Raw genomic sequence first — 24,972 nt, forward strand, 5'->3', positions numbered from 1 at the left:
GGCGGCCGCACCCCGAAAGGACAGCGATGAAGCGCGACATCCACCCCGACTACAACGTGACGCAGGTGTCCTGCTCCTGCGGTAACACGTTCACCACCCGCAGCACCGCGAAGAACGGCGTGATCCACGCCGACGTGTGCTCCGCCTGCCACCCGTTCTACACGGGCAAGCAGAAGATCCTCGACACCGGCGGCCGGGTGGCCCGCTTCGAGAAGCGCTTCGGCAAGAAGGCCACGGGCAAGTAGCTCCACCCACGCCGGCCCGGACGCACCGCGTGCGCCGGGTCGGCGTTGTTGGTGAAACGGCCACACTCCACGAAAAGGGACCACGGTGAATCTCGACGAGTTGCTCAAGGAGTATTCCGAGCTGGAGTTGAAGCTCGCCGATCCCGCCGTGCACGCCGACCAGAACAAGGCACGCACCCTAGGCCGGCGCTACTCGCAGCTGACGCCGATCGTCGGCACCTACCGTGAGCTCGAATCGTCCCGCGAGGACCTGACGGCCGCCAAGGAGCTGGCCGGCGAGGACGAGGGGTTCGCCGCCGAGGCCGCCGAGATCGAGGAGCGCATCCCGCAGCTGGAGGAGAAGCTCCGGCACCTGCTCATCCCGCGCGATCCCAACGATGACAAGGACATCATCATGGAGATCAAGGCGGGCGAGGGCGGCGAGGAGTCCGCGCTGTTCGCCGGCGACCTGCTGCGCATGTACCTGCGTTACGCCGAACGGCTCGGCTGGAAGACCGAGGTCATCGACAGCCAGCCCTCCGACCTGGGCGGCTACAAAGACGTCACGGTCGGCATCCGGGCCAAGGGCGACGAGGGCGTGTGGTCCAGGCTCAAGTACGAAGGCGGGGTCCACCGCGTGCAGCGGGTGCCCGTCACCGAGTCGCAGGGCCGCATCCACACCAGCGCCGCCGGCGTGCTCGTCTACCCGGAGGCGGAGGAGGTCGACGTCCAGATCGACGCCAACGACCTGCGCATCGACGTCTACCGCTCCAGCGGCCCCGGCGGCCAGAGCGTCAACACCACCGACTCCGCGGTCCGCATCACCCACCTGCCCACCGGCGTGGTCGTCTCCTGCCAGAACGAGAAGAGCCAGCTCCAGAACAAGGAGTCGGCGCTGCGCATCCTGCGCGCCCGGCTGCTGGCCATCGCCCAGGAGCAGGCCGAGGCCGCGGCCCAGGCCGAGCGCAAGTCGCAGGTACGCACCGTCGACCGCTCCGAGCGGGTCCGCACCTACAACTTCCCGGAAAACCGCATCTCCGACCACCGCGTCGGCTTCAAGGCGTATAACCTCGACCAGGTTCTCGACGGTGAGCTCAACGCCGTCACCCAAGCCCTCATCGACGCCGAGATGGCGGAGAAGCTCGCACAACACTCATGACATTTCTGCTGGACGAGATCGCGCTCGCCACCGCCCGGCTGGCCGAGGCAGGTGTGCCTTCACCGCGCACCGACGCGGAAGAGATCGCGGCATTCGTCCACGGCGTGCGCAGGAGTGAGCTGCACACCGTCAGGGACTCCGAGTTCGACGCGCTGTTCTGGGAGGGCGTCGCCCGGCGCGAGGCCCGCGAGCCGCTGCAGCACATCACCGGCCACGCCTACTTCCGCTATCTGGAGCTCGCGGTCGGGCCCGGCGTGTTCGTGCCCAGGCCGGAGACCGAGGTGATGGCCGGATGGGCCATCGAGACGCTGCGGGAGATGGACGTCACCGCCCCGCTCGTCGTCGATCTCGGCACCGGGTCGGGCGCCATCGCGCTGTCGATCGCCCAGGAGGTGGCGCTGGCCGAGGTCCACGCCGTCGAGGTCGATCCCGGGGCCTACACCTGGGCCAAGCGCAACATCTCCGAGCACGGCCAGGGCCGTACCCACCTGCATCCGGAAGACCTCGCCGAGGCGCTGCCCGAGCTCAACGGCAAGGTCGACCTGGTCATCTCCAACCCGCCCTACATCCCGCCCGGCGCGATCCCGCGTGATCCCGAGGTGCGCGACTACGACCCGTCCCGCGCCCTGTTCGGCTCGGGCGACGACGGGCTCGGCGAGGTCCGCGCGGTCGAGCGCACCGCGCGCCGGCTGCTGCGCCCCGGCGGCTGGGTGGCCGTCGAACACGCCGACGAGCAGGGCCGGGCCGTCTATCTGACCTTCCCAGAGGACAACGGATGGCGTGACGTACGCCTGCGCCAGGACCTCACGAGAAGAGACCGCTTCGTCACGGCCAGGCTGGGCCAGGACTAGGATTCACGCCAGCGGCGCGGCCCCCTCCTGACCAGCAGGAAGCCCGGCGACCGTACCAGGAGGAAGGAGGAGGCCTCGCGAACGCCGCTCCCCGCCGAGCGGAGCGAGGCGATGAGATCGTGGGACGACGTTTTGACTGCTCCAACGCCGAGCAACGGACCGAGGGCCTGACGGAGGCGGCGGCCGCCGTTCGCCGCGGCGAGCTCGTGGTGCTGCCGACCGACACCGTCTACGGCATCGGCGCCGACGCCTTCACCCCCGCCGCCGTCAACTCCCTGCTGGACGCCAAGGGCCGGGGCCGCGACATGCCGCCGCCCGTGCTTGTGGGCACCGTCAGAGCCGCCACAGCGCTCGTGGACGACATGGGGGCGTACGGGCAGGACCTGATCGACGCCTTCTGGCCCGGGCCGCTCACGCTCGTCTGCAAGGCCAACAGGGCCCTTTCCTGGGACCTGGGCGACACCAAGGGCACGGTGGCCGTACGCATGCCGCTGCATCCGGTGGCGCTCGACCTGCTCAAGGAGACCGGGCCGATGGCCGTCTCCAGCGCCAACCGCTCCGGTTCGCCCGCCGCCACCACCGCGGAGGAGGCCGAGGAGCAACTCGGCGAGGCGGTCGCGGTCTACCTCGACGCCGGCAAGACCACCGACAACACGCCCTCCACCATCCTCGACCTCACCACGGCCGTGCCCCGGCTGCTGCGTCGCGGGGCCATCCCGGTGGAGAAGCTGCGCGGCATCATCGGCTACGTCGCCACCGACGACTGAGGTATACCCGCTGCTTATTCCGGCCGCTATCGCGCTCGGGCCGACATTACGGTGAGGCCCGGAGCGGCGATACGTCGGGGAGTGGCCCATGGGCAAGTACGACGGCATGGATCCCAAGCTGGTCCGCGAACTGCTGGCCGAGGTGAGACAGGCGGCCACGCGGATGCGCGAGGTCGAGGACCGCGTCAGGGGCGCCATGCGCACCGCTGGGCTGCCCACCCAGACCACGCACCGTCCCGTCCAGATCGCCGAACGGATCGACGTGATGGTGAAGGACGTCAACGGGCGGTTGGGGGAGCTGGAGAAACGGGTCGACCCCCGCAAGACGGGCACCGGCCCCGACACCCCCCGCCCAGGCGGCCCCGGCACAGGCACCGAAACAAACCCGGACACGAACGGCAAGCCCGGCACCGACGGTAAGACGGGCACGGACGGCAGGGCCGGCACCGACACGGACGGCAAGACCGGTACCGACGGTAAGACGGGTACGGACGGTAAGACCGGTACGGACGGTAGGACCGGCACCGACACGGATGGCAAGACCGGTACCGATGGCAAGACTGGCACCGATACGGACGGCAAGACCGGTAGTGACGGCAGGACCGGCACCGGCACGGACGGGAAGACGGGCACCGGTGCGGACGGGAAGACGGGCACCGGCACGGACGGGAAGACGGGCACCGGTGCGGACGGCAAGCCCGACGCGGATGGCAGAACCGGCACTGACGGCAGACCTGGCAATGACGGCAATACGGGCGCCGATGGGGACACGGGTGCCGACGGAAGAGGCGACTCCGACGGGAAGACCTGCGACGACGACGATGGCGCGAGGGCCGGCCAGGATCGTGGGACGGGTAAGGACACCGGGACGGGGACGGGCACAGGAGTCGGCCAGGGCACGGGAGTCGGCCAGATCGACGACGCGGGTCAGGGCAGGGGCACCGGGCGGGACGACGGAGCAGGTCAGGGAGTAGGCGGCGGTCAGGGCGCGGGATCCGACCAGGGAACGGGAACCGGAACGGGCACCGGCCAGGACGGCGGGACGGGCCAGGGCACGGGCACCGGCCAGGACTGCGAAACCGGCAAGGGCACGGGAACGGGCCAGGGCACAGGAGTCGGTCAGGGCACGGGAGCCGGCCAGGGTGACGGTGCCGGTCAAGGCGGAGGCGTCGGCCGAGGTGACGGCGCCGGCCAGGGTACGGGTGCCGGCCAGGGCGATGGCATGGGCCAGGGCACCGGCATCGGTCAGGGCGACGGCAGCGGTGGGAACGGCCAGGGCACTGGCACCGGTCAGGACGGCGGAACCGGTCAGGACACCGGAACCGGGCGAGATGGTGGCATAGGTCAGGACGGCGACACCGGTGCCGGGCGGGATGGTGGGGTCGGCCAGGGCGGCGACACCGGGCAGGGCACCGGTGGTGAGACCGGTGGCGCTGCGACGGGCACTCCCGTCGGGGACGGCCATGAGGCCACCAAGCCGCAGGTGGTGGTGGTCGACGGGGTCAAGGTGCTGCAGGTGCCGCTCGACCCGCCCACGGCCGCGGCGGTCGAGGACATGCTGGAGAACTCCAGGGACGTCCAACCGGCCGACATGCCGAAGGTCACGGCCGACCGTCCCGACGTCACGAACATCGGCGGGTACGCCAACGACGGCAGCGACGTGGTCTCCGCCGCAGCGAACCCACCGAACCTGGACGCACTGAGAACGGTGATCGAGAACCACCGGGACATAGCGCCGCAGGACATGCCGAGCGTGGAGGTCCCGGCCGGCGAGTACGGCAAGGGCGAGTGGTCGGAACGCACGATCCGCCCGGACGGCCCCGCCGGCTCGATCGACGCCGGCAGACCCCACGCGGGCAGCGAATCAGTGCCCCTTCCCCCAAGAGACACCCCGGCAACAGACACCTCCACCACAGCGAACGTGACCGTGAGCGGCACCCCCACCACGGCGAACACGCCTTACGCCGGCGACTCAACAACCACGTCAACGTCCTACGGCGACGGCTCCACATCTGTGACAACGTCCTACGGCGGGGGCTCCGCGACAGCGGACACGACGACCTACGGTGGCGGTTCCGCATCAGTGGACACGACGACCTATGGCGGCGGTTCCGCACCAGATGACGCCGGCTACGACGGTGGCTCCAGGTCAACGGACGCCTCTTACGGTGGCGGCTCCTCATCGGAGGGAACGGGCTGGCACGGTGGCTCGGCCTCGGGTGACAGCACAGCGTCGGGCGCCTCGGGCACCCCCGCGCCGACCGACGACCCACGCGGCACGGGCACCGACGGCACATGCGAGCCGGGCAAGGACACCACCCCCGACAGTCCGACAGGAGACCGACCAGGCCAGGGCACGGGCGACGCCCAGGGCACCGGCGACCCCGGCACCGGCGAGCGCGGAACGGGTGATCGGGGAACGGGCGATCGAGGCACAGGCGGTCAGGGCACCGGCGACCAGGGCACCGGTGACCGTGGTGCGGGAGGTCAGGGGACCGGCGATCAGGGTGCTGGTGGTCAGGGGACCGGTGACCGGGGCGCTGGTGGTCAAGGGACCGGTGACCACGGTGCCGGTGGTCAGGGCACTGATGATCGAGGAGCGGGCGATCGAGGCGCAGGCGGTCAAGGCACCGGCGACCAGGGCACTGGAGATCGAGGTACCGGTGGTCAGGGGACCGGTGACCACGGTGCCGGTGGTCAGGGCACTGGAGATCGAGGCGCAGGAGGTCAGGGGGCCGGTGGCCAGGGTGCTGGTGGTCAGGGCACAGGTGATCGTGGCACGGGCGGTCAGGATCGGCCCGTCACGATCCCACCGACCAACCCGTCCGTCGATCCCCCCGACGGCTCGACGACCGGCGGCTCAGGAACGCCGACGGAGCCCGACTCCAGGACCGGCGGCGTCCGGGCGGGCGACGGCGCGGCGGTATACGGCATCGGACCGGGCGAAAGAACCGGTGACGGCACGGCCGTGTACGGCACAGTCGCAGGTGAAAGGGCGGGTGACGGTGCGGCGGTGTACGGCATCGGGCCGGGTGAGAAGGCGGATGCCGGGCCGGGCCTGAGAGCGGGTGACAGTACGGCCGCTTACGGCATCGGGCCGGGTGAGAAGCCGGATGCCGGGCCGGGGTTGAGGGCGGGTGATGGTGCGGCGGTGTACGGCATCGGGCCTGGGGAGACGGCCGGGCAGTCGGCCGGGAGTCCCGTTCGGGTGTTGCCGATCGCCTACGACGTGAACCCCGGTCCCGAGACCGCGGCCACCCAGGGCGGCCCATGGGCGAATGACGGCAGTGATGTCGTGTCGGCCGAGGCGGCGCCGCTTGATCTCGATGCGCTCAGGACCGTGATCGAGGATCACCGTGACATCCCGCCCCAGGAGATGCCGTCCGTGCAGATCCCGCCGGGCGAGTACGGCAAGGGCGAGTGGGCCCCCGAGGACATCAGGCCGGACGGTCCGCCGGGTGAGGTCGGTCCGGGCCAGCCGGAGAGGAGTTCGTGATGTACGCCGACCCGCCCGCGCCCCGGGAGAAGGGCCTCGCCGAGGCTCCGCCCGGTGGCCCGCTGGCCGCCCCTCAGTACTTCAATCCCGAATACGAGCGCCTGGTCGTGGCGTGGAAGGCCGTGCTGCCCCAGCTTGACGCGCTCAGAGCGGCCCTCGACAAGGCGTACGGCCTGGCCAGCAGCCCTCAGACGTGGGACGCCCCGGTGGGGGAGCGTTACGTCGAGGAGATGCGCGAGTGGCGGACGAGGTTGTCTCTCTACCGCCATTCGGTGCTCACGGCGATCAGCGACGAAGCGGCCGGTACGCCCCGATGGGTGCCGTCAAAGGCGGACGCACCACACGCCTTTCCGGCCTGAGACACGTCCGCGCGGCCGGAGGGGCGGACCTTCCCCGTATGAGACGCGTCTGCGTGGTCAAGGGGCGGGTCGTCCCCGTATGAGACACGTCCGCGCGGCCGGGGGTGGTGGACCTTCCCCGCCTGGGAGGCGTCCACCCCGCCCGGAAGGCGCTCGCCCGGGCCCGGATGTGCCTGCCCGTCCGAGACGCCGGGACGTGCCTGCCCGTCCTGGGGCGTGTCTGGTCGTCGTGAGACGTGCCTTCCCGGTCAGTGGCTGGCATGAGGGGAGATTTCCGGGCATGACCGGTGTATGGGAGAAACGGACATACGGTCGTACAGTGGGGAAATGGGTACGGAGCCCTACTACGGTCCGGACTTCGGGCTGCTGCGGAAGCGGGATCCCGAGATCGCCCGGATCCTGGTCGACGAGCTCGACCGGGTCCGCGGCGGCATCCAGCTGATCGCGAGCGAGAACTTCACCTCGCCCGCCGTCATGGCCGCCCTGGGTTCCACCCTGACCAACAAGTACGCCGAGGGCTACCCGGGACGGCGCTACTACGGCGGCTGCGAGGTCGTCGACCGCGCGGAGGAACTGGCGATCGAGCGGGCGCGCGAGCTGTTCGGGGCCGAGCACGCCAACGTGCAGCCCCATTCGGGCGCCTCCGCGAACCTGGCCGCCTACGCCGCCCTGCTGCAGCCCGGCGACACGATGCTGGCCATGGCGCTCCCGCACGGCGGTCACCTCACCCACGGCTCGAAGGTGAACTTCTCGGGACGATGGTTCGACGTCGTCTCGTACGGCGTGCGCCGCGACACCGAGCTCATCGACTACGACGAGGTGCGTGACCTGGCCCTGCGCCACCAGCCGAAGCTCATCGTGTGCGGCGCGACCGCGTACCCGAGGCTGATCGACTACTCGGCGTTCCGCGGCATCGCGGACGAGGTGGGGGCGTGGTTGCTGGCCGACGTGGCGCATCCGATCGGGCTGATGGCGGGCGGCGCGATCCCGTCGGCGGTCCCGTACGCGGACGTGGTGACCTTCACCACGCACAAGGCGCTGCGCGGGCCGCGCGGCGGCGCGATCCTGTGCACGGAGGAGCTGTCCGGGCGGATCGACCGGGCGGTGTTCCCGTTCGTGCAGGGCGGGCCGCTGATGCACGTGGTGGCGGCCAAGGCGGTGGCGTTCGGCGAGGCGATGCGGCCGGAGTTCGCCGGCTACGCCAGGCAGGTGATCGTGAACGCGCGGGCGCTGACGGAGGCGCTGGCGGTGCGGGGGATGCGGGCGGTGTCCGGTGGGACGGACACCCATCTGGCGCTGATCGACCTGCGCGGGGCCGGGGTGCCGGGGGCCGAGGCGGAGCGCAGGTGCGCCGCGGCGGGCATCACGCTCAACCGCAACGTGATCCCGTACGATCCCGAGCCGGCGGCCGTCACCTCGGGGATCAGGGTCGGCACCCCGTGCGTGACCACGCAGGGGATGGGGCCCCAAGATCTCAAAGAGGTGGGCGCCCTGGTGGCGCGGGCGGTGCTGGACCCGGCCTGCGCAGGGGAGGTGAGGGCAAGGGTGGCGGCGCTTCTCGCCATCCATCAGCCATATCTGAGCGAATTTTAAGCGGGTCTGTGTCGTTTTCCGGTCACAGTCGGCCGGAGCATCCGGGAAACTAGGTACGTGCGCGAATACCTCTTCATGGCGCTCATCTCAGCAGCGGTGACCTATCTCCTGGTCCCGTTGGTGCGTCGCTTCGCCATCCGTATCGGCGCCATGCCCGAGGTTCGCGAGCGCGACGTGCACACCACGCCGACGCCCAGGCTCGGCGGGCTGGCGATGTACGGCGGGCTGGTGGTGGGCCTGCTGACGGCCGGCCAGCTCACCCATACCGGCCAGGCGCTGGCCCAGTCCGAGGCCAACGCGGTCACGGCGCTCATCGTCGCGGGCGGCCTGATCACGGTGACCGGGTTCCTCGACGACTGGTGGGGCATGGACGCCTTCATCAAGCTCGGGGGCCAGATCGCGGCGGCCGGGGTGCTGGTCTCCTTCGACCTGCGCCTGCTCTACATCCCGCTGCCGAAGGACTGGGGCGGCTCGACCAGCCTCGACTACACGCTCAGCACGATCATCACGATCCTGGTCGTGGTGGTCACCATCAACGCGGTCAACTTCGTCGACGGCCTCGACGGGCTCGCGGCCGGGATCGTCTGCATCGCGGCCATGGCCACCTGGGCCTATTCGATCTTCCTGGCGCAGAGCATGAGCGTCGGCAACATCACCACGACCGCCGCCATCGCCGCCGTGCTGATCGGCACCTGCCTGGGCTTCCTGCCGCACAACTTCCATCCGGCGAAGATCTTCATGGGCGACACCGGCGCGATGCTGATCGGCCTCGTGCTGGCCTCCTCGATCGTCACCGTGACCCCGCTCGACCCGGCGGCCATCGAGGACATGAACAAGGTCCCGGTGCTGCTGCCGCTGATGCTGCCGGCCGCGGTGCTGGTGCTGCCGCTGATCGACCTGATCACCGCCGTGGTGCGGCGCACCTCGCAGGGCCTGTCGCCGTTCGCGCCCGACCGCGGTCACCTGCACCACCGGCTGCTCGACATCGGCCACTCGATGCGCCAGTCGGTGCTGATCATGTACGCGTGGGCGTTCCTGTTCGCCTTCGGCGTGGTGCTGATGTCCCGCCAGGGTGTGCCGGTGCTGATGTTCCCGGTGGTCATCATCCTCGCCGTGGCCGTGCTGGTCCTGATGGCGGCCCCGCGCTGGCGGGGCAGGGGCGGCTCCCACTCCGCGCCGAGAGGCAAGCACCCTGAAGACGACGACGGCCCGCCGACCGGGCCGATGCCGCCGATCCTGCCGGAGCCGCAGGTCAGACGGCAGCCGCCGCCCGCGGAGGGCGGCCCGTCCGCGCAGCGCGCGACGGCCGACGGCAATCCGGTCATTCCCGTCTTCCCGAGCCGTTCTTGATCGCGAACTAGAAACGGCAGGTAAAAGCGGTCTTCCGTGAGCTTGTGATATCTTTCACGAGCAAGGACTCCAGACGTACCGGTTCTGGGGGTAGCAAACGCTCGCTTGATAACTTGCTGATGGAGCTGTGATGCAGGCCAACGACGTGCGCGTACTCAAGAGCGCCGCGATCCCGACCCTGGCGGTCGGAGTGGTCGCCGTGGTCGTGGCGCTGCTGGCGGCAGGTGGCAAGGGGGCGCTCGGCGCCGGCATCGGCGCCCTGCTCGTCGGGATCTTCTTCAGCATCAGCGTGGTCGCGGTGTCGTACGCCGCCCGCGTCTCCCCGCAGATGATGGCGATCGCCGCGATGCTCAGTTATCTCGTCAAGGTCGTCGTCATCATGCTCGTGCTGACCGCCTTCGGCGACACCACGGCCTGGAACTCCCGGGCCTTCGCCTGGACGGTCGTCGTCTGCACGCTGGTGTGGACCGGCTTCGAGGTGCGCGCTTTCATCAAGACGAAGATGCTTTACGTCGACCCCGAGGCCCGGGTCCCCGGTAAGGGCGACTCATGAGGCCGACTCCCGGACGGGGTCCGATATGACTAGTCCTCCACTCGCCTGCTATCGTCGGGGCCGCGATGAGCGCACAGGAACGCCGACCGGAAGAAGACGGTCGCGACTTCGCCGACGCCATGTGGTCAGTCCCCAGCTATCTGCTCGCAGGGATGGCTTTCTACGGCGGTCTCGGCTGGTTGCTGGACCGCTGGTTGGACATGTCCGCGTTCTTCCCCATAGGCGTCGTCCTGGGGGTCGTGCTCGGTGGCTATCTGGCCTACCGGAAGTCCGGTCGCTAGCCCGACGCAGCGATCGCTTCGCTGAGGAAACCCTTGTGAATCACTACGACGTTGAAGGGAACGCCGCGTGAACGCGCTGACGGTCCTCGCTCCACCAGCCGACCAGTTCGGGGCGCCTACGCCTGAAGAGCTGTTCAACCTGCCGCCCATCATTCCCGGGGTCGAATGGTTCACCAAGCCGGTCCTGCTCGCGCTGCTCAGCGCGGTGTTCGTGATCGGCATCTGCTGGGCCGCCTTCGCCAACCCCAAGGTCGTGCCGAGGGGTGTGCAGAACGTCGTCGAGTACGGCTACATGTTCGTCCGCGACCAGGTCGCCCGCCCCTTCCTGGGGAAGGACGCCGACCGGTGGATGGGCCTGCTGGTGACGCTGTTCTTCATGGTCCTGGTCTGGAACCTCATGGGCGTCGTCCCGATCCTGCAGTTCCCGGTGGCCTCGCACATCGCCTTCCCCGCCGTGCTGGCGCTGTCGATCTACGTGCTCAAGGTCTACCTCGGCATGAAGCACCAGGGCGCCTGGGGCTACTTCAAGAACATGATGTTCCCCCCCGGGCTGCCGAAGCCGATCTACCTGCTGCTGTCGCCGATCGAGTTCCTGTCGAACCTGATCATCGCGCCGTTCACGCACGCGGTCCGACTCTTCGCCAACATGTTCGCCGGCCACATGCTGCTGGCGTTCTTCAGCATGGTCGGCTTCTGGTTCCTGTTCGAAAAGCTCTCGCCGCTGGGCGCCCCGATCGGTGTCGTCGGCGTGGTGATGACCATCATCCTCACGGGTTTCGAGATGTTCATCCAGTTCCTGCAGGCATTCCTGTTCGCGATGCTGGCCGCGATGTACATCGGCGGCTCGCTGCACGCAGAGCACTGAGATCCACATACCGGAATATCCATGACCGGTGACACCGAGTCGCCGGCCGTTCAGTAAAGGAATAACAGCAATGAGCATTCTCGCTGAGGTCTCCGGCAACGTCACCGCCATCGGTTACGGTCTCGCCGCCATCGGCCCCGGCATCGGCGTCGGCATCATCTTCGGTCAGGGCGTGCAGGCCATCGCCCGCCAGCCGGAGGCTTACGGTCTGATCCGCCAGAACATGCTCCTCGGCTTCGTCCTCACCGAGGCCCTCGCCCTGATCGGTCTCGTCGCGCCGTTCATCTTCCAGGGCATCTGATAGACCGCCCTTCTGACGAAAGGCTGCACTCATGACATCCATGGCAGCTAGGCTTCTCGCCGCGCCGGAGGAGCACTCGAGCAACCCGCTCATCCCGCACACGTACGAGCTCGTCGTCGGTATCTTCGCGTTCGCCGTCGTCTTCTTCGTCGTCGGCCGGATGCTCATCCCGCGGATCCAGAAGACGCTGGCCGAGCGCACCGACGCCATCGAAGGCGGCATCAAGCGGGCGGAGGAGGCGCAGGCGGAGGCTCAGGCCCTGCAGAAGCGCTACACCGAGCAGCTCGAAGAGGCCCGTCGCGACGCCGCCAGGCTGCGCGAGGAGGCTCGCGAGCAGGCCGCGCAGATCAAGGCCGAGCTGCGCGAGGAGGCCCAGGCCGAGGCGCGCCGCCTCGTCGAGGCCGCGCACGCGCAGATCGAGGCGGACCGCCAGGCGGCCTTCGCCCAGCTCCGCACGGAGATCGGCCGCCTGTCGACCGACCTCGCCGGCCGCATCGTCGGCGAGTCCCTTGAGGACGAGGCCCGCCAGAGCCGCATCGTCGACAGGTTCCTCGACGAGCTGGAGAGCCCGAACGCGCAGGCGGTGCGCTGATGCGCGGTCTGAGCAGGGCCTCGCTGGCCGAAGTCGAAGAGCGGTTCAACGCGGTCGCCGGCAGTGCCGACCTCGGTGCGCTCTCCGACGAGCTGTTCGCGGTCGCGGATCTGCTCGACCGCGAGCACGGCCTGCGCCGCGCCCTGTCCGACCCGGCCAGGGCGGCCGAGCAGAAGGCGCGCGTCGTCCACAACCTGCTCGACGGCAAGGTCGGCGCGGCGGCCCTGGCCACCACCGAGGCCGCGGTCTCGGCGAAGTGGTCGCGGGCCGGTGACCTGGCCGACGTGCTCGAACGGCTCGGTGTCGTGGCCGCCGCGGCGGAGGCCGAGGGCCAGGGCAGGCTCGACGAGGTGGAGGACGAGCTCTTCCGCTTCGGCCGCATCGTCGCCGGCAACCCCGGACTGCGTCGCGCGCTCGCCGACGCGGCCGCCCCCGAGGAGGGCAAGCGCGAACTGCTGCGCGGCCTGCTCGAGGGCAAGGTGGCCCAGTCCAGCCTGCGTCTCATCGCGCAGCTGGTTGTGCACCCGCGCGGGCGTAGCCTGGAGACAGGCCTGGAAGAGGTCGGCCAGCTCGTGGCCCAGCAGCGCCAGCGCCTCGTGGCGGTGGTGCGCAGTGCGGTCGAGCTGAGCGAGGCGCAGAAGACGCGCCTGGTGACGTGGCTGAGCACCTCTTACGGGCGTGACGTGCACCTGAACGTCGAGGTGGACAAGCGAGTGCTCGGTGGATTCTCGGTCCGCATCGGCGACGAGATCATCGACACCACCATTGTGGGACGAATCGAAGAAGTCCGCCGCCGGTTGGCCGGCTAGGCGAAGAGGGAGACAGAGTAGAGATGGCGGAGCTTACGATCCGGCCGGACGAGATCCGGGACGCGCTTGAGCGCTTCGTCCAGGCGTACGAACCGGAAGGCGCCGCGCGCGAGGAGATCGGGACCGTCGTCGACGCCGGCGACGGTATCGCCCATGTCTCCGGCCTTCCCTCGGCGATGGCGAACGAGCTGTTGGAGTTCGAGAACGGTACGCGCGGCCTGGCACTCAACCTCGACACCCGCGAGATCGGTGTCGTCGTCCTGGGTGAGTTCAGCGGTATCGAGGAGGGCCAGACGGTCCGCAGGACGGGCGAGGTCCTGTCCGTGCCCGTCGGCGACAACTTCCTCGGCCGCGTGGTCGACCCCCTGGGCAACCCGCTCGACGGCAAGGGCGCCATCGAGGCCGAGGCCACTCGTGCCCTCGAGCTTCAGGCCCCCACGGTCGTCCAGCGCCAGCCCGTGAAGGAGTCGCTGGCCACGGGCATCAAGGCGATCGACGCCATGACGGCGATCGGCCGCGGTCAGCGTCAGCTGATCATCGGCGACCGCGGCACCGGCAAGACCGCGATCGCCGTGGACACCATCCTCAACCAGCGCGAGAACTGGGCCTCAGGCGACCCCGCCAAGCAGGTCCGCTGCGTCTACGTCGCGGTCGGCCAGAAGGGCTCGACCGTCGCGCAGGTGCGCGCCCGCCTGGAGGAGGCCGGCGCGATGGAATACACCACCATCGTCGCCGCGCCCGCGTCCGAGGCCGCGGGCTTCAAGTACATCGCCCCCTACGCCGGCTCGGCCATCGGTCAGCACTGGATGTATCAGGGCAAGCACGTCCTGATCGTCTTCGACGACCTGACCAAGCAGGCGGACGCCTACCGCGCCGTCTCGCTGCTGCTGCGCCGCCCGCCGGGCCGTGAGGCCTTCCCCGGCGACGTCTTCTACCTCCACTCCCGGCTGCTGGAGCGCTGCGCCAAGCTCTCCGACGACATGGGCGGTGGCTCGATGACCGGTCTGCCGATCATCGAGACCAAGGGCAACGACGTCTCGGCCTTCATTCCGACCAACGTCATCTCCATCACCGACGGCCAGGTCTTCCTCGAGACCGACCTGTTCAACGCCGGTGTGCGCCCGGCCATCAACGTCGGTGTCTCGGTGTCCCGAGTCGGTGGTTCCGCCCAGGCCAAGGCCATGCGGAAGGTCGCGGGCACGCTGCGTCTGTCGCTGTCGCAGTACCGCGACCTCGAAGCGTTCGCCTCCTTCGCCTCCGACCTGGACGCCGCCTCCAAGGCTCAGCTGGAGCGCGGTCAGCGGCTGGTCGAGCTGCTCAAGCAGGCCCAGTACAGCCCGTTCTCGCTGGAGCGCGAGGTGGCCTCGATCTGGGCCGGCACGACGGGCGAGCTGGACGAGGTGCCGATCGAGGACGTCCGCCGCTTCGAGGCCGAGTTCCTGGACTATCTCCAGTCCTCGCACAAGGGCATCTTCGACACCATCCGGGAGACCAGGGAACTGGTCGACGACACGGTGACCGCTCTCAAGGACGCCATCACGGAGTTCAAGAAGGGCTTCACCACCTCCTCGGGTGAGCTGCTGGTCAAGGACGAGCCGGTGGCGCCCCTGGCGGCCGAAGAGGTCGGCCAGGAGAAGATCAAGAAGGTCGTCCGGCCGGCGGAGAAGAAGTAGGACATGGGTGCCCAGCTAAGGCTGCTGCGGCGGCGGATCAACTCGGTCAAGTCGACCGCGAAGATCACGCGCGCCCAGGAGCTCATCGCCTCTTCACGGATCGTGAGGGCGCAGCAGCGGATGCAGGCGGCGTTGCCGTACGAGCGTGAGATCACTCGCGCCGTCACGGGCGTCGTCAGCAACGCCGCGAGCGTCGACCATCCGCTGACCGTGGCGAAGGAGAACCCCGCCAAGGCGGGCGTCCTCATCGTCACCAGCGACAGCGGCTTCTGCGGCGGCTTCAACGCCAACGTGCTGCGCGAGGCCGAGGCCCTGCGCGGGCTGCTGGAGAGCCGCGGTCTCGACGTGGTGCCGTTCGTCACCGGGCGCAAGGGTGTCACCTGGCACACCTTCCGCAACCGGGAGATGGGCGGCAACTGGGTCGGGTTCTCGCGCAAGCCGGCCTACGCCGACGCCAAGGAGATCGCGAACACGCTGATCGACTCGTTCAAGGACGACAACGGCATCGACGAGATCCACATCGTCTCGACCGAGTTCGTCTCGATGCTCACGCAGAACGTCGTGGTCAAGCGGGTCCTGCCGCTGGAGGTCGAGGAGACCGAGGCGTCGGAGTCCACCGGGATCCCGCCGTACTTCGAGTTCGAGCCGACCGCGGGCGACGTGCTGGAGACGCTGCTCCCGCGTTACGTGGAGTCGCGCATCTTCACCGCGCTGCTCCAGTCCGCGGCCTCCGAGGAGGCCGCGCGGCGGCGCGCGATGAAGTCCGCGACCGACAACGCCAACGAGCTGATGCGGGTGCTCACCCAGCAGATGAACCAGGCTCGCCAGGCCGAGATCACCCAGGAAATCAGCGAGATCGTCGGTGGCGCCAACGCGCTGGCTGACGCCGCAGCGGGGAAAGAGTGAAATGACTGCAGAGGCTGTTGAAACTGTAGAAGCCGCCGCGGCCGGCACTGGCCGCGTGGCCCGAGTCACCGGCGCCGTCGTCGACGTGGAGTTCCCCGTCGAGGCGATGCCCGACATCTATAACGCGCTCAAGGTCGAGGTGACCCTCGGCGGCGAGACCAAGGCGCTGACCCTCGAGGTCGCCCAGCACCTGGGTGACAACCTCGTCCGCGCCATCTCCATGCAGCCCACCGACGGCCTGGTCCGCGGCCAGGCGGTCGCCGACACCGGTGCGCCGATCTCGGTCCCGGTCGGCGACGTCGTCAAGGGTCACGTGTGGAACGCGCTGGGCGAGACGCTCGACGTGCCGACCGCGTCGCTGAAGATCGAGGAGCGGTGGGGCATCCACCGTCCGTCCCCGCCCTTCGACCAGCTCGAGTCGCGCACCGAGCTGCTGGTCACCGGCATCAAGGTCATCGACCTGCTCACCCCGTACGTGCAGGGTGGCAAGATCGGCCTGTTCGGCGGCGCCGGCGTCGGCAAGACCGTCCTCATCCAGGAGATGATCCGCCGGGTCGCCCGTAACTTCGGTGGCACCTCGTGCTTCGCCGGTGTGGGCGAGCGCACCCGTGAGGGCAACGACCTCTGGCTGGAGATGGAGGAGGCGGACGTCCTCAAGGACACCGCGCTCGTCTTCGGCCAGATGGACGAGCCGCCGGGCACCCGTCTGCGGGTCGCCCTGTCGGCGCTGACGATGGCGGAGTACTTCCGCGATGTGCAGAAGCAGGACGTGCTGCTGTTCATCGACAACATCTTCCGCTTCACCCAGGCGGGTTCCGAGGTCTCGACCCTGCTCGGCCGCATGCCCTCCGCCGTGGGTTACCAGCCCACGCTGGCCGACGAGATGGGTGTGCTCCAGGAGCGCATCACCTCGACGCGCGGTCACTCGATCACCTCCATGCAGGCGATCTACGTGCCCGCCGACGACATCACCGACCCGGCCCCGCACAACGCGTTCGCGCACCTCGACGCGCAGACCGTGCTGTCGCGGCCGATCTCGGAGAAGGGCATCTACCCGGCGGTGGACCCGCTCGACTCCTCCTCCCGGATCCTCGACCCGCAGATCGTCGGCGAGGAGCACTACCGGGTGGCCCAGGAGACCAAGCGGATCCTGCAGAAGTACCGCGAGCTCCAGGACATCATCGCGATCCTCGGTATCGACGAGCTGTCCGAAGAGGACAAGGTCACCGTGCAGCGGGCCCGCCGCATCGAGCGCTTCCTGTCGCACCCGATGTACGCGGCCGAGGCCTTCACCGGCCAGCCGGGCGAGACCGTGCCGCTGGACGAGACCATCGCCTCGTTCAAGGGCCTGTGCGCGGGTGAGTACGACCACCTGCCCGAGCAGGCGTTCTTCATGGTCGGTGGCATCGAGCAGGCCATCGCCAAGGCCAAGGAACTCGAGGGCCGCTAATCGCCCATGGTGGCGGCGCGGGCTCCGCGGAGCCCGCGCCGTTACCTGATCGGAAAGGAACCTACAAAGGTGGCGAAGCTACGCGTAGGGGTTGTCTCACCCGAGCGTGAGATCTGGTCGGGCGAGGCCGACATGGTGATTGCCAAGACCGTGGACGGCGAGATCGGTATTATGCCGCAACACGCACCTGTTCTCGGCGTCCTCGTCGAGGGCGGCGTGCTGCGCGTGAAGCGGGAAGGCGAGCAGGAGCTGGTCGCCGCGGTGCACGGGGGTTTCATCTCCGTCGCCGACGACGAGGTCTCCGTGCTGGCCGAGGTGGCCGAGCTAGGTTCCGAGGTGGACGTCGCGGCGGCCCGTGACGCTCTCGACCGGGCCCAGGCCTCGATCGAGGCCGACCAGGAGGACGCCGACGCGGCTGTCGAGGCCAAGCGTGCCAGGGCACGCCTGCGCGCGGCGGGCGAAGAGGTTTAATACAGGTAAGTCGGGGCTCAGGGGGGCGGCATGGTAGCGACGGTTGTGATTCTCGTGGTGCTGCTGGCCGCCCTCGTCATGTTGCGCGCGGTCATGCTGACGCGCTCGCGCGGGAGCGTACCCTGTCGCCTGCGCGTAGCGGAGCACGGATGGCAGAGCGGGATAGCCCGCTACGCCGACGGGGAGCTCCACTGGATTCCGCTCCTGGGCGTCCGACTGAGGCCGCGCCACGCTATCGCGAGGCGCGGCCTCGTCGTTTCCGCCCGTCGTGAGATCGACGGCGGCCTCTACGCGGTCGACTGCGGGGGCACCACGCGGGGCATCTCCCTCGCCATGAGCGCCGACGCGCTCACCGGGTTCCTGGCCTGGCTGGAGTCCGCCCCGCCCAGCGCCTACCTCGACGTCGCCTAGCGATCGCCGCATAGGGCGGGAGCGGCCCTGATCAGCGGGTGCCGCCGGGCTTCCAGAGGATCTCGTCGCCGGCGTGGGCCACCCGGCAGGCGATGAAGAGCAGGTCCGACAGGCGGTTGAGGTATTTCGCGGTCAGCGGGTTGACGTCGTCGTGCGCCTGCAGCGCCGCCCAGGCCGTACGCTCGGCCCTGCGGACGGTCACCCGGGCCACGTGCAGCGCCGCCGTGGCGGGATCGCCGCCCGGCAGGATGAAGCTCCGCAGCGGCTTGAGATCAGCGTTGAGGCGGTCGCACTGCTCCTCCAGCCAGTCGATGTACGACGGCTCCACCCGCAGCGGCGGGAACTCGGGATCGGCCACGACCGGCGTGGCCAGGTCGGCCCCGACGTCGAACAGCTCGTTCTGCACCCGGATCAGCATCGCCACGAGGTCGGCCGGGAGCGTGCCGTGCGCGAGCGCCAGGCCGAGGTGGGCGTTGGCCTCCTCCACGTCCGCGTAGGCGGCCAGCCGGGGATCGGTCTTCGCGGTGCGGCTCCCGTCGACCAGCCCCGTGGTGCCGTCGTCACCGGCCCGGGTGTAGATCTTCGAGAGGACGACCGGCTTGTCCTTGTCGGCGCGCGTCATGGCCCCAGCGTAACGGCCCCCGCCGACGGCACCCGCGGACGGCCTGCGGTCGCGTCCGGCCCTGAGCGAGGTGCGGCCTGGAGAAAGCCCGCGGTGATCGCCGTGGCATGACAAATGTCATCGCGATCGGACGCGGGATCCATATCGGGCGGATGATTTCAGCGACTACCAGGCCGAACGCCCCGAAAGCCACTATGGACCCATGATGAAGGAGATGACCTGATGCTCGAGATCAACGAGCTGCGCAAGCGTTTCGCGGGCGGCCCCGACGCCCCCGGCGGCAAGGTCGCCCTCGACGGGATCGGCTTCACCGTACGACCGGGCGAGATGTACGGCTTCGTGGGCGCGAACGGCGCGGGCAAGACCACGACGATGCGCATCGTGATGGGCGTGCTCCAGGCGGACTCCGGCTCGGTGAGCTGGCAGGGCAGGCCCCTCGGTTACGACGACCGTCAGCGCTTCGGCTACATGCCGGAGGAGCGCGGCCTGTACCAGAAGATGCGGGTCGCCGAGCAGATCGAGTACTTCGGCCGGCTGCACGGCATGGCCGCCCCGGTCGCCAAGAAGGCCACCGACGACCTGCTGGAGCGGCTCGGGCTCACCGAGCGCAAGGGCGAGACCGTGCAGGCGCTGTCGCTGGGCAACCAGCAGCGCGTGCAGCTCGCCGTGGCGCTGGTGCACGACCCCGAGGTGCTCATCCTGGACGAGCCGTTCTCCGGGCTGGACCCGATCGCGGTGGACGCGCTGGCCACGGTGCTGCAGGAGCGGTGCAGGGGCGGCGTGCCGGTGATCTTCTCCAGCCACCAGCTGGAACTCGTCGAGCGGCTGTGCGACTCCGTCGGCATCGTCTCGGCCGGCCGGATGGTGGCCACCGGGACGGTGGAGGACCTGCGCGCCGCCGAGAGCAACACGCTGCGCGTGGTCGTCCGCGACCCGGCCCCCGGCTGGGCCGACGGACTGCCCGGCACGGTCACCGTGCACGGCGACCGCCACACCCTGCGTACGGCCGGCGGCGACGACCAGGAGATCCTGCGCCGCGCCGTGAAGGCCGGGCGGGTCGAGCACTTCGGCGTCGAGCAGCCGACGCTCACCGAGATCTTCAAGGAGGCCGTGGCGTGAACGGATTGTTGCTGGTGGCCCGCCGCGAGGTGGCCACCCAGATCAGGACGCGGGCGTTCGTGATCGGCCTGATCGTCACCGGCCTGCTGGTGGCGGCGCTCTCCTTCGCCCCCAAGGTGCTGGGCGGGGACGGCGACACGTACAAGATCGGCCTGGTCAACTCCCAGCAGCTGCCGCTGCACACCGCCGCGCCCGACATCGAGTTCGAGTGGCGCAAGTTCGCCGACGAGCCGGCCGCCAAGCAGGCCGTGCTGGACGGCGACGTGGACGCGGTGCTGGTCGACGACGCCAGGGTGCTCACGGACGGTGAGATCGAGACCGAGCTCGGTGTGCTCATGCAGAGCGTGAACCGGGAGTTCAAGCTCGGCGCGGCCGGCGTGGCCATCCCGCCGCTGGAGATGCAGTCCGTCGGGGCCGACACCCGCTACGAATCGGCTCGCAGGGGCATCGCCACCGTGCTCGTCCTGGTGCTCTTCATGCTGATCATCGGACAGGTCGTGATGGTCGCCATGGGCGTGGTCGAGGAGAAGGGCAGCCGGATCGTGGAGATCCTGCTCTCCTCCGTACGGCCGTGGCAGCTGCTCGGCGGCAAGATCGTCGGGCTGGGCGTGCTCGGCATGATCAACCTGGTCGTCATCCTGGCGGTCGGGCTCGGCGCGGCGATGGCCTCAGGACTGGCCGCCGAGTTCCCGCCCGGCATCCCCGGGCTGGTGGCGGCGGTGCTGGCCTGGTTCGTGCTCGGCTATGCCTTCTTCGCCACGCTGGCGGCGGCCTTCGCCTCCCTGGTCTCGCGCCAGGAGGAGGTGAACAGCGTCCTGACGCCGCTCACCATGGTCATCATGGGCACGTACTTCGTCAGCTTCTACTCCACCAACGATCCCACGGGTACGCTGGCCACGGTCATGTCGTACATCCCGCCGTTCTCCTCCATGATCATGCCGGTGCGGATGGCGGCGACGGAGGTGCCGATGTGGCAGGTGGGCCTGTCGATGGCCGCGATGGTGCTGGGCGTGCTCGCCGCGCTGGCCTTCGGGGCCAAGGTGTACGAGCGGGCCGTGCTGCGGACGGGGGCCCGGCTGAAACTCGGCGACGTGCTGCGTAGCCGATAGATGGACACGATCGAGCAGGCGCGGCGGACGACCTGGAGGGTTCTGGTCGTCAACGTCGTCGCCATGTGGGTGCTGATCGCCGTCAGCGTCCTGACCCCCCTCTGGGCGGGCCGGTTCGACGGATGGTGGCGGATCGGGCCCGCGCTGGCCGCCGCCGTCTGCTTCACCTGGCTCTGCATCCGCATCATGAGCCTGATCCTGGACCGCCGTCACTACCCCACCAAGCAGGTGGCGGTGGCGGCGGTCCTCGCCGTATTCGCGACCGGCCTCGGCGGGGCCGATCCGTTCGGCTGGGGCTTCGTGGCGCTGTGCTGGCTGGGCGTCGCCACGCTGGAGATCCCCAAGCGCGCGGTCCGGCTGCTGCAGGCCGGCACGTTCGTGCTCTGCCTCGGGCTGAGCACCCTGCCCTGGCAGACGGGGACGCTGGGCGTGCGGGCCGCGCTGACGGGCATGGACGTGGATCCGGCCGGCTGGCAGTCGCTGACCTACCACGTGCTCGCCTTCGGCCTCTTCTGCCTGATCGTGCCCCCCTCCAACCGGATCTGGGTGTGGATCTGGCGGCTGGCCGTGGAGGCGCACCGGGGCAGGGAGGCGCACACCAGGCTGGCGCTGGCGGAGGAGCGGCTGCGGTTCGCCAGGGACCTGCACGATCTGGTCGGGCACCAGTTGTCGGCCATCGCGGTGAAGACCGAGCTGGCCGTGCGGCTGTCCGACGTGGACACGGGCCGGGCCAAGGACGAGATGGCCGAGGTCAACCGGCTGACCAGGAAGGCGCTCAAGGAGCTGCGCGAGGCCGTACGGGGCTACCGCGAGCTTGACTTGGCCGCTGAGCTGAATAGCGTGAAAGGTGTGCTCGAAGCGGCGGGGGTCCGCTGTGAGGTGCGCCTGCCCTACCGCGAGCTCCCCGCGGGCGTGGCCCCGGTGTTCGCCTACGCCGTGCGCGAGGCGGTCACCAACGTGCTCAAGCACAGCACGGCGAGCTTCTGCGACATCACGATCCGCTTCACCGAGAAGGAGGCGGAGCTGACGGTGCGCAACGACGGTGTGGCCCGGCGGCAGGCCGACGATCTGGGCAGCGGCCTGACGGGGATGTCCGAGCGACTGGGCGCCGTGGGCGGCACGGTGAAGGCCCGGCTGGTCGAGGACCGGGAGTTCCTGCTCCACGCAGTCGTGTCATTGCCGATAGATGGGTAGGGGACTCATATGGGGGTTTCAACCCCTGTGAGCGCTTGGCGCAGGCAGATGACTACGCTACGTGCGTGACTGAGGAGGTGGCATGCGCGTCCGGGGCAATCCGAGAGCCCAGGTGGTGCGGATCGGCGCCCGGCTCGACGCCGGCACGTCGGCGGGAGTGCGTGAGCGGCTGCACGAGGCTCTGGACTCTGGCGAGGGTGACCTCATCCTCGATCTCTCCAAGCTGGAGATGATCGACGCGACCGGGCTCGGGGTGCTCGTGGGCGCGCATAGGCGCGCGCTGAGCGTGCAGCGCCGCCTCGTTCTTCGGGGGGTGCCACCGAGGATCATGCGGATACTCGCGGTGACCCGGCTGAATCGGGTGCTGCACGTGGAGGCTCCGGCGGCCGCGGTGGCCTGATGTGACATATCGAGCGGGCGACGATCAGCCGTCGCCCGCTCTTTCTTTGGATAGACAAAATGGCGATTACGGATGTCCGATTGCGCAAAAGCGGAATGGCATTCTTGCCCCGGTCACGCGTCGCCGAGACTTCGGTTGAAGATGTGCACGGCCGCGGCCACCAACTCGTCGATCTCCGGTTGCTCTTCCGACAGGAGCCATTCGATCAGCAACTCTTGTAACGCCCCGACGACGCCGAGTGCCAGCAGCCGCGGATTCACCGGGACGGCCTGCGGGAAATCGGCGGAGGCGTCCTGCACCAGACGCGCGAACGCGTCCACCGCGCGCTGCCGCGACACCGCCAGGACATCACCCGATCTCCGCACTTCGACGTGCATGATGCGGGCCCGCCGCCAGTCCGCGGTGGCGAACTCGATATAGGCGCGAATCCCCGCCTTGGCCCGTCCCTCGATCGAGGCCGGCGCCTCGTCCAGCGCCTTGGCGACGACCGCGAGGCTTTCCTCGACGCAGCGCTCGTGCAACGCCTGCAGCAGCTCCTCGCGCCCGCCGAAACATTCGTAGAAGGCGCGGTTGGAGATCCGCGCCTCCGAGCACAGCCTTTCGATGGTCGTCGCCGCGAAACCTGGCTTCGCGTATAGCGTGTACGCGGCCGTCATCAGCCGCTCGCGTCTGTCCGCCAGCCTTTGCTCAGCCGACATTCCCCGGTAAGACCGGTTCACATTCCACCCGTCCAACATGATCGTGGCCCCCAGAGCACACAATTATGGACGGATGATCCGTTTTGGGAAAGGGCAAGAAGATTATCTTTTACGTCGGCCGTGCAAGAACGTGACAAGCCTGATCAGCCGCTCAAGCTCGGCGGGGCCCCTGGTGAACGAGGTCAGGTTCATGCCGGGCATGGCGAAGCGCTGCCGCGAGATCGCTTTGGGCCTGGCGAACTCCCGCAGTCCGTCGGCCCCGTGGATCCGGCCGAATCCCGAGTCGCCGATTCCGCCGAAGGGCAGGGCGGGCACCCCGGCGAAGGAGATGACCGAGTTGATCGCCGTCATGCCGCTGCGCATCCGGCGGGCCAGCTCCGTCGCGCGGCGGGCGTTGCGGCTGAAGACCGTGCCGCCCAGCCCGTACGCCGAGGCGTTGGCCAGCTCCAGCGCCTCCTGCGCGTCGCGGGTGCGGCGCACGGTGATGGTCGGACCGAACGTCTCCTCGCGCACCGCGGGCGAGTCCTCGGGGACGTCCTCCACGATCACCGGATCGACGTACGGGGCCCGCACCGACGCGGGGCCGCCCGCGACCGTACGCCCCGACTTGGTGGCGTCGTCGATGTGCCGCTTGATGATGTCGACCTGGCCGGGCATCGTGATCGGGCCGTAGTCCTCGCCGGCCCTCACCTTTGTCACCCTTTCGGACAGCTCACGCATGAAAGTTTCATAGACGGCGTCGACGACGTAGACCCGCTCGACGCCCACGCACGTCTGCCCGGCGTTGGACAGGGCGCCCCACAGGCAGGCGTCGGCGGCGGCCGCGAGGTCGGCGTCGGCGTCCACGATGAACGCGTCCTTGCCGCCGCACTCGGCCACGATGGGCGTGAGGTTCTCGGCGCAGGCCGCCATGACGCGCTTGGCCGTGGCGGTGGAGCCGGTGAAGGCGACCTTCCGCACCCTGGGGTCGGCGGCCAGCGCCGCGCCGGTCTCGCCGAGACCCGTGACGGTCTGGAACACCTCGTGCTCCGGGACCGACTCCCTGAACAGCTCGGCCAGCCGCACGCCGATGCCCGGCGTCAGCTCGCTGGGCTTGAACACCACGGCGTTGCCCGCGGCGAGCGCGTAGGCGATGGAGCCCATGGGAGTGAAGACCGGATAGTTCCACGGTCCGATGACGCCGACGACGCCGAGCGGGAGGTATTCGAGCGTGGCCGCCAGGTTGAGGCCGATCATGCCGGTGGAGACGCGGCGGCGGCCGAGCACCTTGGCGGCGTTGCGGGCGGCCCAGTCGAGGTGGGTGATCGCCAGCACCACCTCAAGGGTGGCGTCGCCGACCGGTTTGCCGGTCTCCTGGTGCACGAGCCCGGTCAGCTCCCTGATGTGCCGGGTGAGGACCGCCTTGTAGTCGAGCAGCCTGCGCCTGCGCTCGGCGTGCCCCAGCCCGCCCCACCACGCGGCCGCCTCCTCCGCCCGCCCGACGGCCTCGTGCACGGTGTCGGGCGAGTGCTTGGGATGACTCCCGACGACCTCGCCGGTCGCCGGATTCAGTGAGTCGAACGTCGTCGTCATGTCGCCACGATAATCCGGTAACTCCCTACTTACTAGGCCGCTGAAGCTCTCAGGGAGCAGGGGCGCGGCCGCCACGATGGGCCTGCACGCGCCTGATCGGGCCATGGAACGCCGCACAGGGGCAAGAGGTGCCCCTGGGGCATACCG

Annotated in this window: 26 protein-coding genes; 23 read left to right on the top strand and 3 right to left on the bottom strand. The window is 69.4% G+C overall.

Annotation, left to right across the window (positions count from 1 at the left end):
* Positions 1-26: 26 nt before the first annotated feature.
* The 19 genes from rpmE to B0I32_RS38635 all read left to right on the top strand — a co-directional run bounded on the left by rpmE (position 27) and on the right by B0I32_RS38635 (position 18,111).
* Positions 27-245, top strand: a complete 219-nt coding sequence (rpmE, locus tag B0I32_RS38530; RefSeq protein WP_106248153.1) for a 50S ribosomal protein L31 — start codon at positions 27-29, stop codon at positions 243-245.
* 85 nt (positions 246-330) lie between these two features.
* A complete protein-coding gene (prfA, locus tag B0I32_RS38535; RefSeq protein WP_106248154.1) occupies positions 331-1,383 on the top strand; it encodes a peptide chain release factor 1 in 1,053 nt (350 codons plus the stop codon).
* Entirely contained in the window at positions 1,380-2,234 is an 855-nt protein-coding gene (gene prmC / locus B0I32_RS38540; RefSeq protein WP_106248156.1) for a peptide chain release factor N(5)-glutamine methyltransferase, read from the top strand. The genes prfA and prmC overlap by 4 nt, the downstream gene beginning before the upstream one ends.
* Positions 2,235-2,353: 119 nt before the next feature.
* Entirely contained in the window at positions 2,354-3,001 is a 648-nt protein-coding gene (locus tag B0I32_RS38545; protein WP_106248158.1) for an L-threonylcarbamoyladenylate synthase, read from the top strand.
* Positions 3,002-3,089: 88 nt separating this feature from the next.
* Positions 3,090-6,497, top strand: a complete 3,408-nt coding sequence (locus tag B0I32_RS61140; protein WP_181308262.1) for a hypothetical protein — start codon at positions 3,090-3,092, stop codon at positions 6,495-6,497.
* Positions 6,497-6,856: a hypothetical protein gene (locus B0I32_RS38570; protein WP_106248165.1), complete on the top strand. Its 360-nt coding sequence runs from the start codon at positions 6,497-6,499 to the stop codon at positions 6,854-6,856. Before B0I32_RS61140 ends, B0I32_RS38570 begins: the two co-directional genes overlap by 1 nt.
* A 327-nt stretch (positions 6,857-7,183) precedes the next feature.
* Entirely contained in the window at positions 7,184-8,449 is a 1,266-nt protein-coding gene (locus tag B0I32_RS38575) for a serine hydroxymethyltransferase (RefSeq protein WP_106248166.1), read from the top strand.
* A 57-nt stretch (positions 8,450-8,506) separates the two neighbouring features.
* Complete coding sequence (locus B0I32_RS38580; protein ID WP_106248168.1) at positions 8,507-9,799, top strand: glycosyltransferase family 4 protein; 1,293 nt, start codon at positions 8,507-8,509, stop codon at positions 9,797-9,799.
* A gap of 130 nt (positions 9,800-9,929) precedes the next feature.
* A complete protein-coding gene (locus B0I32_RS38585) occupies positions 9,930-10,352 on the top strand; it encodes a Cg1360 family ATP-synthase-associated protein (protein ID WP_106248169.1) in 423 nt (140 codons plus the stop codon).
* Positions 10,353-10,417: 65 nt separating this feature from the next.
* On the top strand, positions 10,418-10,633 hold the full coding sequence (locus B0I32_RS38590) for an AtpZ/AtpI family protein (RefSeq protein WP_245956295.1): 216 nt from the start codon (positions 10,418-10,420) through the stop codon (positions 10,631-10,633).
* Between the two features lie 67 nt (positions 10,634-10,700).
* Positions 10,701-11,498 (top strand): F0F1 ATP synthase subunit A, encoded by a 798-nt coding sequence (gene atpB / locus B0I32_RS38595; RefSeq protein ID WP_106248173.1) that lies wholly within the window; start codon positions 10,701-10,703, stop codon positions 11,496-11,498.
* A gap of 70 nt (positions 11,499-11,568) precedes the next feature.
* The gene (gene atpE, locus B0I32_RS38600; protein ID WP_106248174.1) at positions 11,569-11,799 is read left to right on the top strand and encodes an ATP synthase F0 subunit C; all 231 of its coding nucleotides are present in this window, start codon (positions 11,569-11,571) and stop codon (positions 11,797-11,799) included.
* Between the two features lie 31 nt (positions 11,800-11,830).
* Positions 11,831-12,391: a F0F1 ATP synthase subunit B gene (locus B0I32_RS38605; protein ID WP_219912223.1), complete on the top strand. Its 561-nt coding sequence runs from the start codon at positions 11,831-11,833 to the stop codon at positions 12,389-12,391.
* Positions 12,391-13,200 (top strand): F0F1 ATP synthase subunit delta, encoded by an 810-nt coding sequence (locus tag B0I32_RS38610; protein WP_106248177.1) that lies wholly within the window; start codon positions 12,391-12,393, stop codon positions 13,198-13,200. The genes B0I32_RS38605 and B0I32_RS38610 overlap by 1 nt, the downstream gene beginning before the upstream one ends.
* Before the next feature lie 23 nt (positions 13,201-13,223).
* Complete coding sequence (gene atpA / locus B0I32_RS38615; RefSeq protein ID WP_106248179.1) at positions 13,224-14,873, top strand: F0F1 ATP synthase subunit alpha; 1,650 nt, start codon at positions 13,224-13,226, stop codon at positions 14,871-14,873.
* Between the two features lie 3 nt (positions 14,874-14,876).
* A complete protein-coding gene (locus B0I32_RS38620; RefSeq protein WP_106248180.1) occupies positions 14,877-15,779 on the top strand; it encodes a F0F1 ATP synthase subunit gamma in 903 nt (300 codons plus the stop codon).
* 1 nt (position 15,780) lies between these two features.
* Positions 15,781-17,229, top strand: coding sequence for a F0F1 ATP synthase subunit beta (gene atpD / locus B0I32_RS38625; RefSeq protein ID WP_106248181.1), 1,449 nt, complete (start codon positions 15,781-15,783; stop codon positions 17,227-17,229).
* A 69-nt stretch (positions 17,230-17,298) separates the two neighbouring features.
* A complete protein-coding gene (locus B0I32_RS38630; RefSeq protein WP_106248183.1) occupies positions 17,299-17,700 on the top strand; it encodes a F0F1 ATP synthase subunit epsilon in 402 nt (133 codons plus the stop codon).
* 30 nt (positions 17,701-17,730) lie between these two features.
* The gene (locus tag B0I32_RS38635; RefSeq protein WP_106248184.1) at positions 17,731-18,111 is read left to right on the top strand and encodes a DUF2550 domain-containing protein; all 381 of its coding nucleotides are present in this window, start codon (positions 17,731-17,733) and stop codon (positions 18,109-18,111) included.
* A 31-nt stretch (positions 18,112-18,142) separates the two neighbouring features.
* On the opposite strand, the gene B0I32_RS38640 is transcribed toward B0I32_RS38635, so the two are convergent.
* On the bottom strand, positions 18,143-18,733 hold the full coding sequence (locus tag B0I32_RS38640) for a cob(I)yrinic acid a,c-diamide adenosyltransferase (protein ID WP_106248186.1): 591 nt from the start codon (positions 18,731-18,733) through the stop codon (positions 18,143-18,145).
* A 222-nt stretch (positions 18,734-18,955) separates the two neighbouring features.
* On the opposite strand from B0I32_RS38640, the gene B0I32_RS38645 reads away from it, so the two are divergent.
* From B0I32_RS38645 to B0I32_RS38660, 4 genes are all read left to right on the top strand, one after another.
* Positions 18,956-19,852, top strand: coding sequence for an ABC transporter ATP-binding protein (locus B0I32_RS38645; protein ID WP_106248188.1), 897 nt, complete (start codon positions 18,956-18,958; stop codon positions 19,850-19,852).
* Positions 19,849-20,961 (top strand): ABC transporter permease, encoded by a 1,113-nt coding sequence (locus B0I32_RS38650; RefSeq protein ID WP_106248189.1) that lies wholly within the window; start codon positions 19,849-19,851, stop codon positions 20,959-20,961. Before B0I32_RS38645 ends, B0I32_RS38650 begins: the two co-directional genes overlap by 4 nt.
* Positions 20,962-22,155: a sensor histidine kinase gene (locus tag B0I32_RS38655; RefSeq protein ID WP_106248191.1), complete on the top strand. Its 1,194-nt coding sequence runs from the start codon at positions 20,962-20,964 to the stop codon at positions 22,153-22,155.
* An 82-nt stretch (positions 22,156-22,237) separates the two neighbouring features.
* Positions 22,238-22,555, top strand: a complete 318-nt coding sequence (locus B0I32_RS38660; protein ID WP_106248193.1) for an STAS domain-containing protein — start codon at positions 22,238-22,240, stop codon at positions 22,553-22,555.
* Between the two features lie 113 nt (positions 22,556-22,668).
* Here the strand turns inward: B0I32_RS38660 and B0I32_RS38665 are convergent, their stop codons facing one another.
* A complete protein-coding gene (locus B0I32_RS38665) occupies positions 22,669-23,211 on the bottom strand; it encodes a TetR/AcrR family transcriptional regulator (protein ID WP_245956296.1) in 543 nt (180 codons plus the stop codon).
* Between the two features lie 144 nt (positions 23,212-23,355).
* Positions 23,356-24,825: an aldehyde dehydrogenase family protein gene (locus B0I32_RS38670; protein ID WP_106248196.1), complete on the bottom strand. Its 1,470-nt coding sequence runs from the start codon at positions 24,823-24,825 to the stop codon at positions 23,356-23,358.
* Positions 24,826-24,972 lie beyond the last annotated feature (147 nt).

Origin of the sequence: Nonomuraea fuscirosea (assembly GCF_003001935.1) — a bacterium.
GTDB classification, from domain to species: Bacteria; Actinomycetota; Actinomycetes; order Streptosporangiales; family Streptosporangiaceae; genus Nonomuraea; species Nonomuraea fuscirosea.

What these genes read in the sequence shown, in the direction of transcription:
- B0I32_RS38640 (WP_106248186.1), bottom strand. Translation starts at nt 18,733, where the DNA reads ATGACGCGCGCCGACAAGGACAAGCCGGTCGTCCTCTCGAAGATCTAC.
- B0I32_RS38610 (WP_106248177.1), top strand. Translation starts at nt 12,391, where the DNA reads ATGCGCGGTCTGAGCAGGGCCTCGCTGGCCGAAGTCGAAGAGCGGTTC.
- B0I32_RS38570 (WP_106248165.1), top strand. Translation starts at nt 6,497, where the DNA reads ATGTACGCCGACCCGCCCGCGCCCCGGGAGAAGGGCCTCGCCGAGGCT.
- B0I32_RS38585 (WP_106248169.1), top strand. Translation starts at nt 9,930, where the DNA reads ATGCAGGCCAACGACGTGCGCGTACTCAAGAGCGCCGCGATCCCGACC.
- B0I32_RS38620 (WP_106248180.1), top strand. Translation starts at nt 14,877, where the DNA reads ATGGGTGCCCAGCTAAGGCTGCTGCGGCGGCGGATCAACTCGGTCAAG.
- B0I32_RS38590 (WP_245956295.1), top strand. Translation starts at nt 10,418, where the DNA reads ATGAGCGCACAGGAACGCCGACCGGAAGAAGACGGTCGCGACTTCGCC.
- prmC (WP_106248156.1), top strand. Translation starts at nt 1,380, where the DNA reads ATGACATTTCTGCTGGACGAGATCGCGCTCGCCACCGCCCGGCTGGCC.
- atpE (WP_106248174.1), top strand. Translation starts at nt 11,569, where the DNA reads ATGAGCATTCTCGCTGAGGTCTCCGGCAACGTCACCGCCATCGGTTAC.
- B0I32_RS38665 (WP_245956296.1), bottom strand. Translation starts at nt 23,211, where the DNA reads ATGACGGCCGCGTACACGCTATACGCGAAGCCAGGTTTCGCGGCGACG.
- B0I32_RS38575 (WP_106248166.1), top strand. Translation starts at nt 7,184, where the DNA reads ATGGGTACGGAGCCCTACTACGGTCCGGACTTCGGGCTGCTGCGGAAG.
- rpmE (WP_106248153.1), top strand. Translation starts at nt 27, where the DNA reads ATGAAGCGCGACATCCACCCCGACTACAACGTGACGCAGGTGTCCTGC.
- B0I32_RS38655 (WP_106248191.1), top strand. Translation starts at nt 20,962, where the DNA reads ATGGACACGATCGAGCAGGCGCGGCGGACGACCTGGAGGGTTCTGGTC.
- B0I32_RS38645 (WP_106248188.1), top strand. Translation starts at nt 18,956, where the DNA reads ATGCTCGAGATCAACGAGCTGCGCAAGCGTTTCGCGGGCGGCCCCGAC.
- atpD (WP_106248181.1), top strand. Translation starts at nt 15,781, where the DNA reads ATGACTGCAGAGGCTGTTGAAACTGTAGAAGCCGCCGCGGCCGGCACT.
- B0I32_RS38660 (WP_106248193.1), top strand. Translation starts at nt 22,238, where the DNA reads ATGCGCGTCCGGGGCAATCCGAGAGCCCAGGTGGTGCGGATCGGCGCC.
- B0I32_RS38670 (WP_106248196.1), bottom strand. Translation starts at nt 24,825, where the DNA reads ATGACGACGACGTTCGACTCACTGAATCCGGCGACCGGCGAGGTCGTC.
- atpA (WP_106248179.1), top strand. Translation starts at nt 13,224, where the DNA reads ATGGCGGAGCTTACGATCCGGCCGGACGAGATCCGGGACGCGCTTGAG.
- B0I32_RS61140 (WP_181308262.1), top strand. Translation starts at nt 3,090, where the DNA reads ATGGGCAAGTACGACGGCATGGATCCCAAGCTGGTCCGCGAACTGCTG.
- B0I32_RS38605 (WP_219912223.1), top strand. Translation starts at nt 11,831, where the DNA reads ATGACATCCATGGCAGCTAGGCTTCTCGCCGCGCCGGAGGAGCACTCG.
- B0I32_RS38635 (WP_106248184.1), top strand. Translation starts at nt 17,731, where the DNA reads ATGGTAGCGACGGTTGTGATTCTCGTGGTGCTGCTGGCCGCCCTCGTC.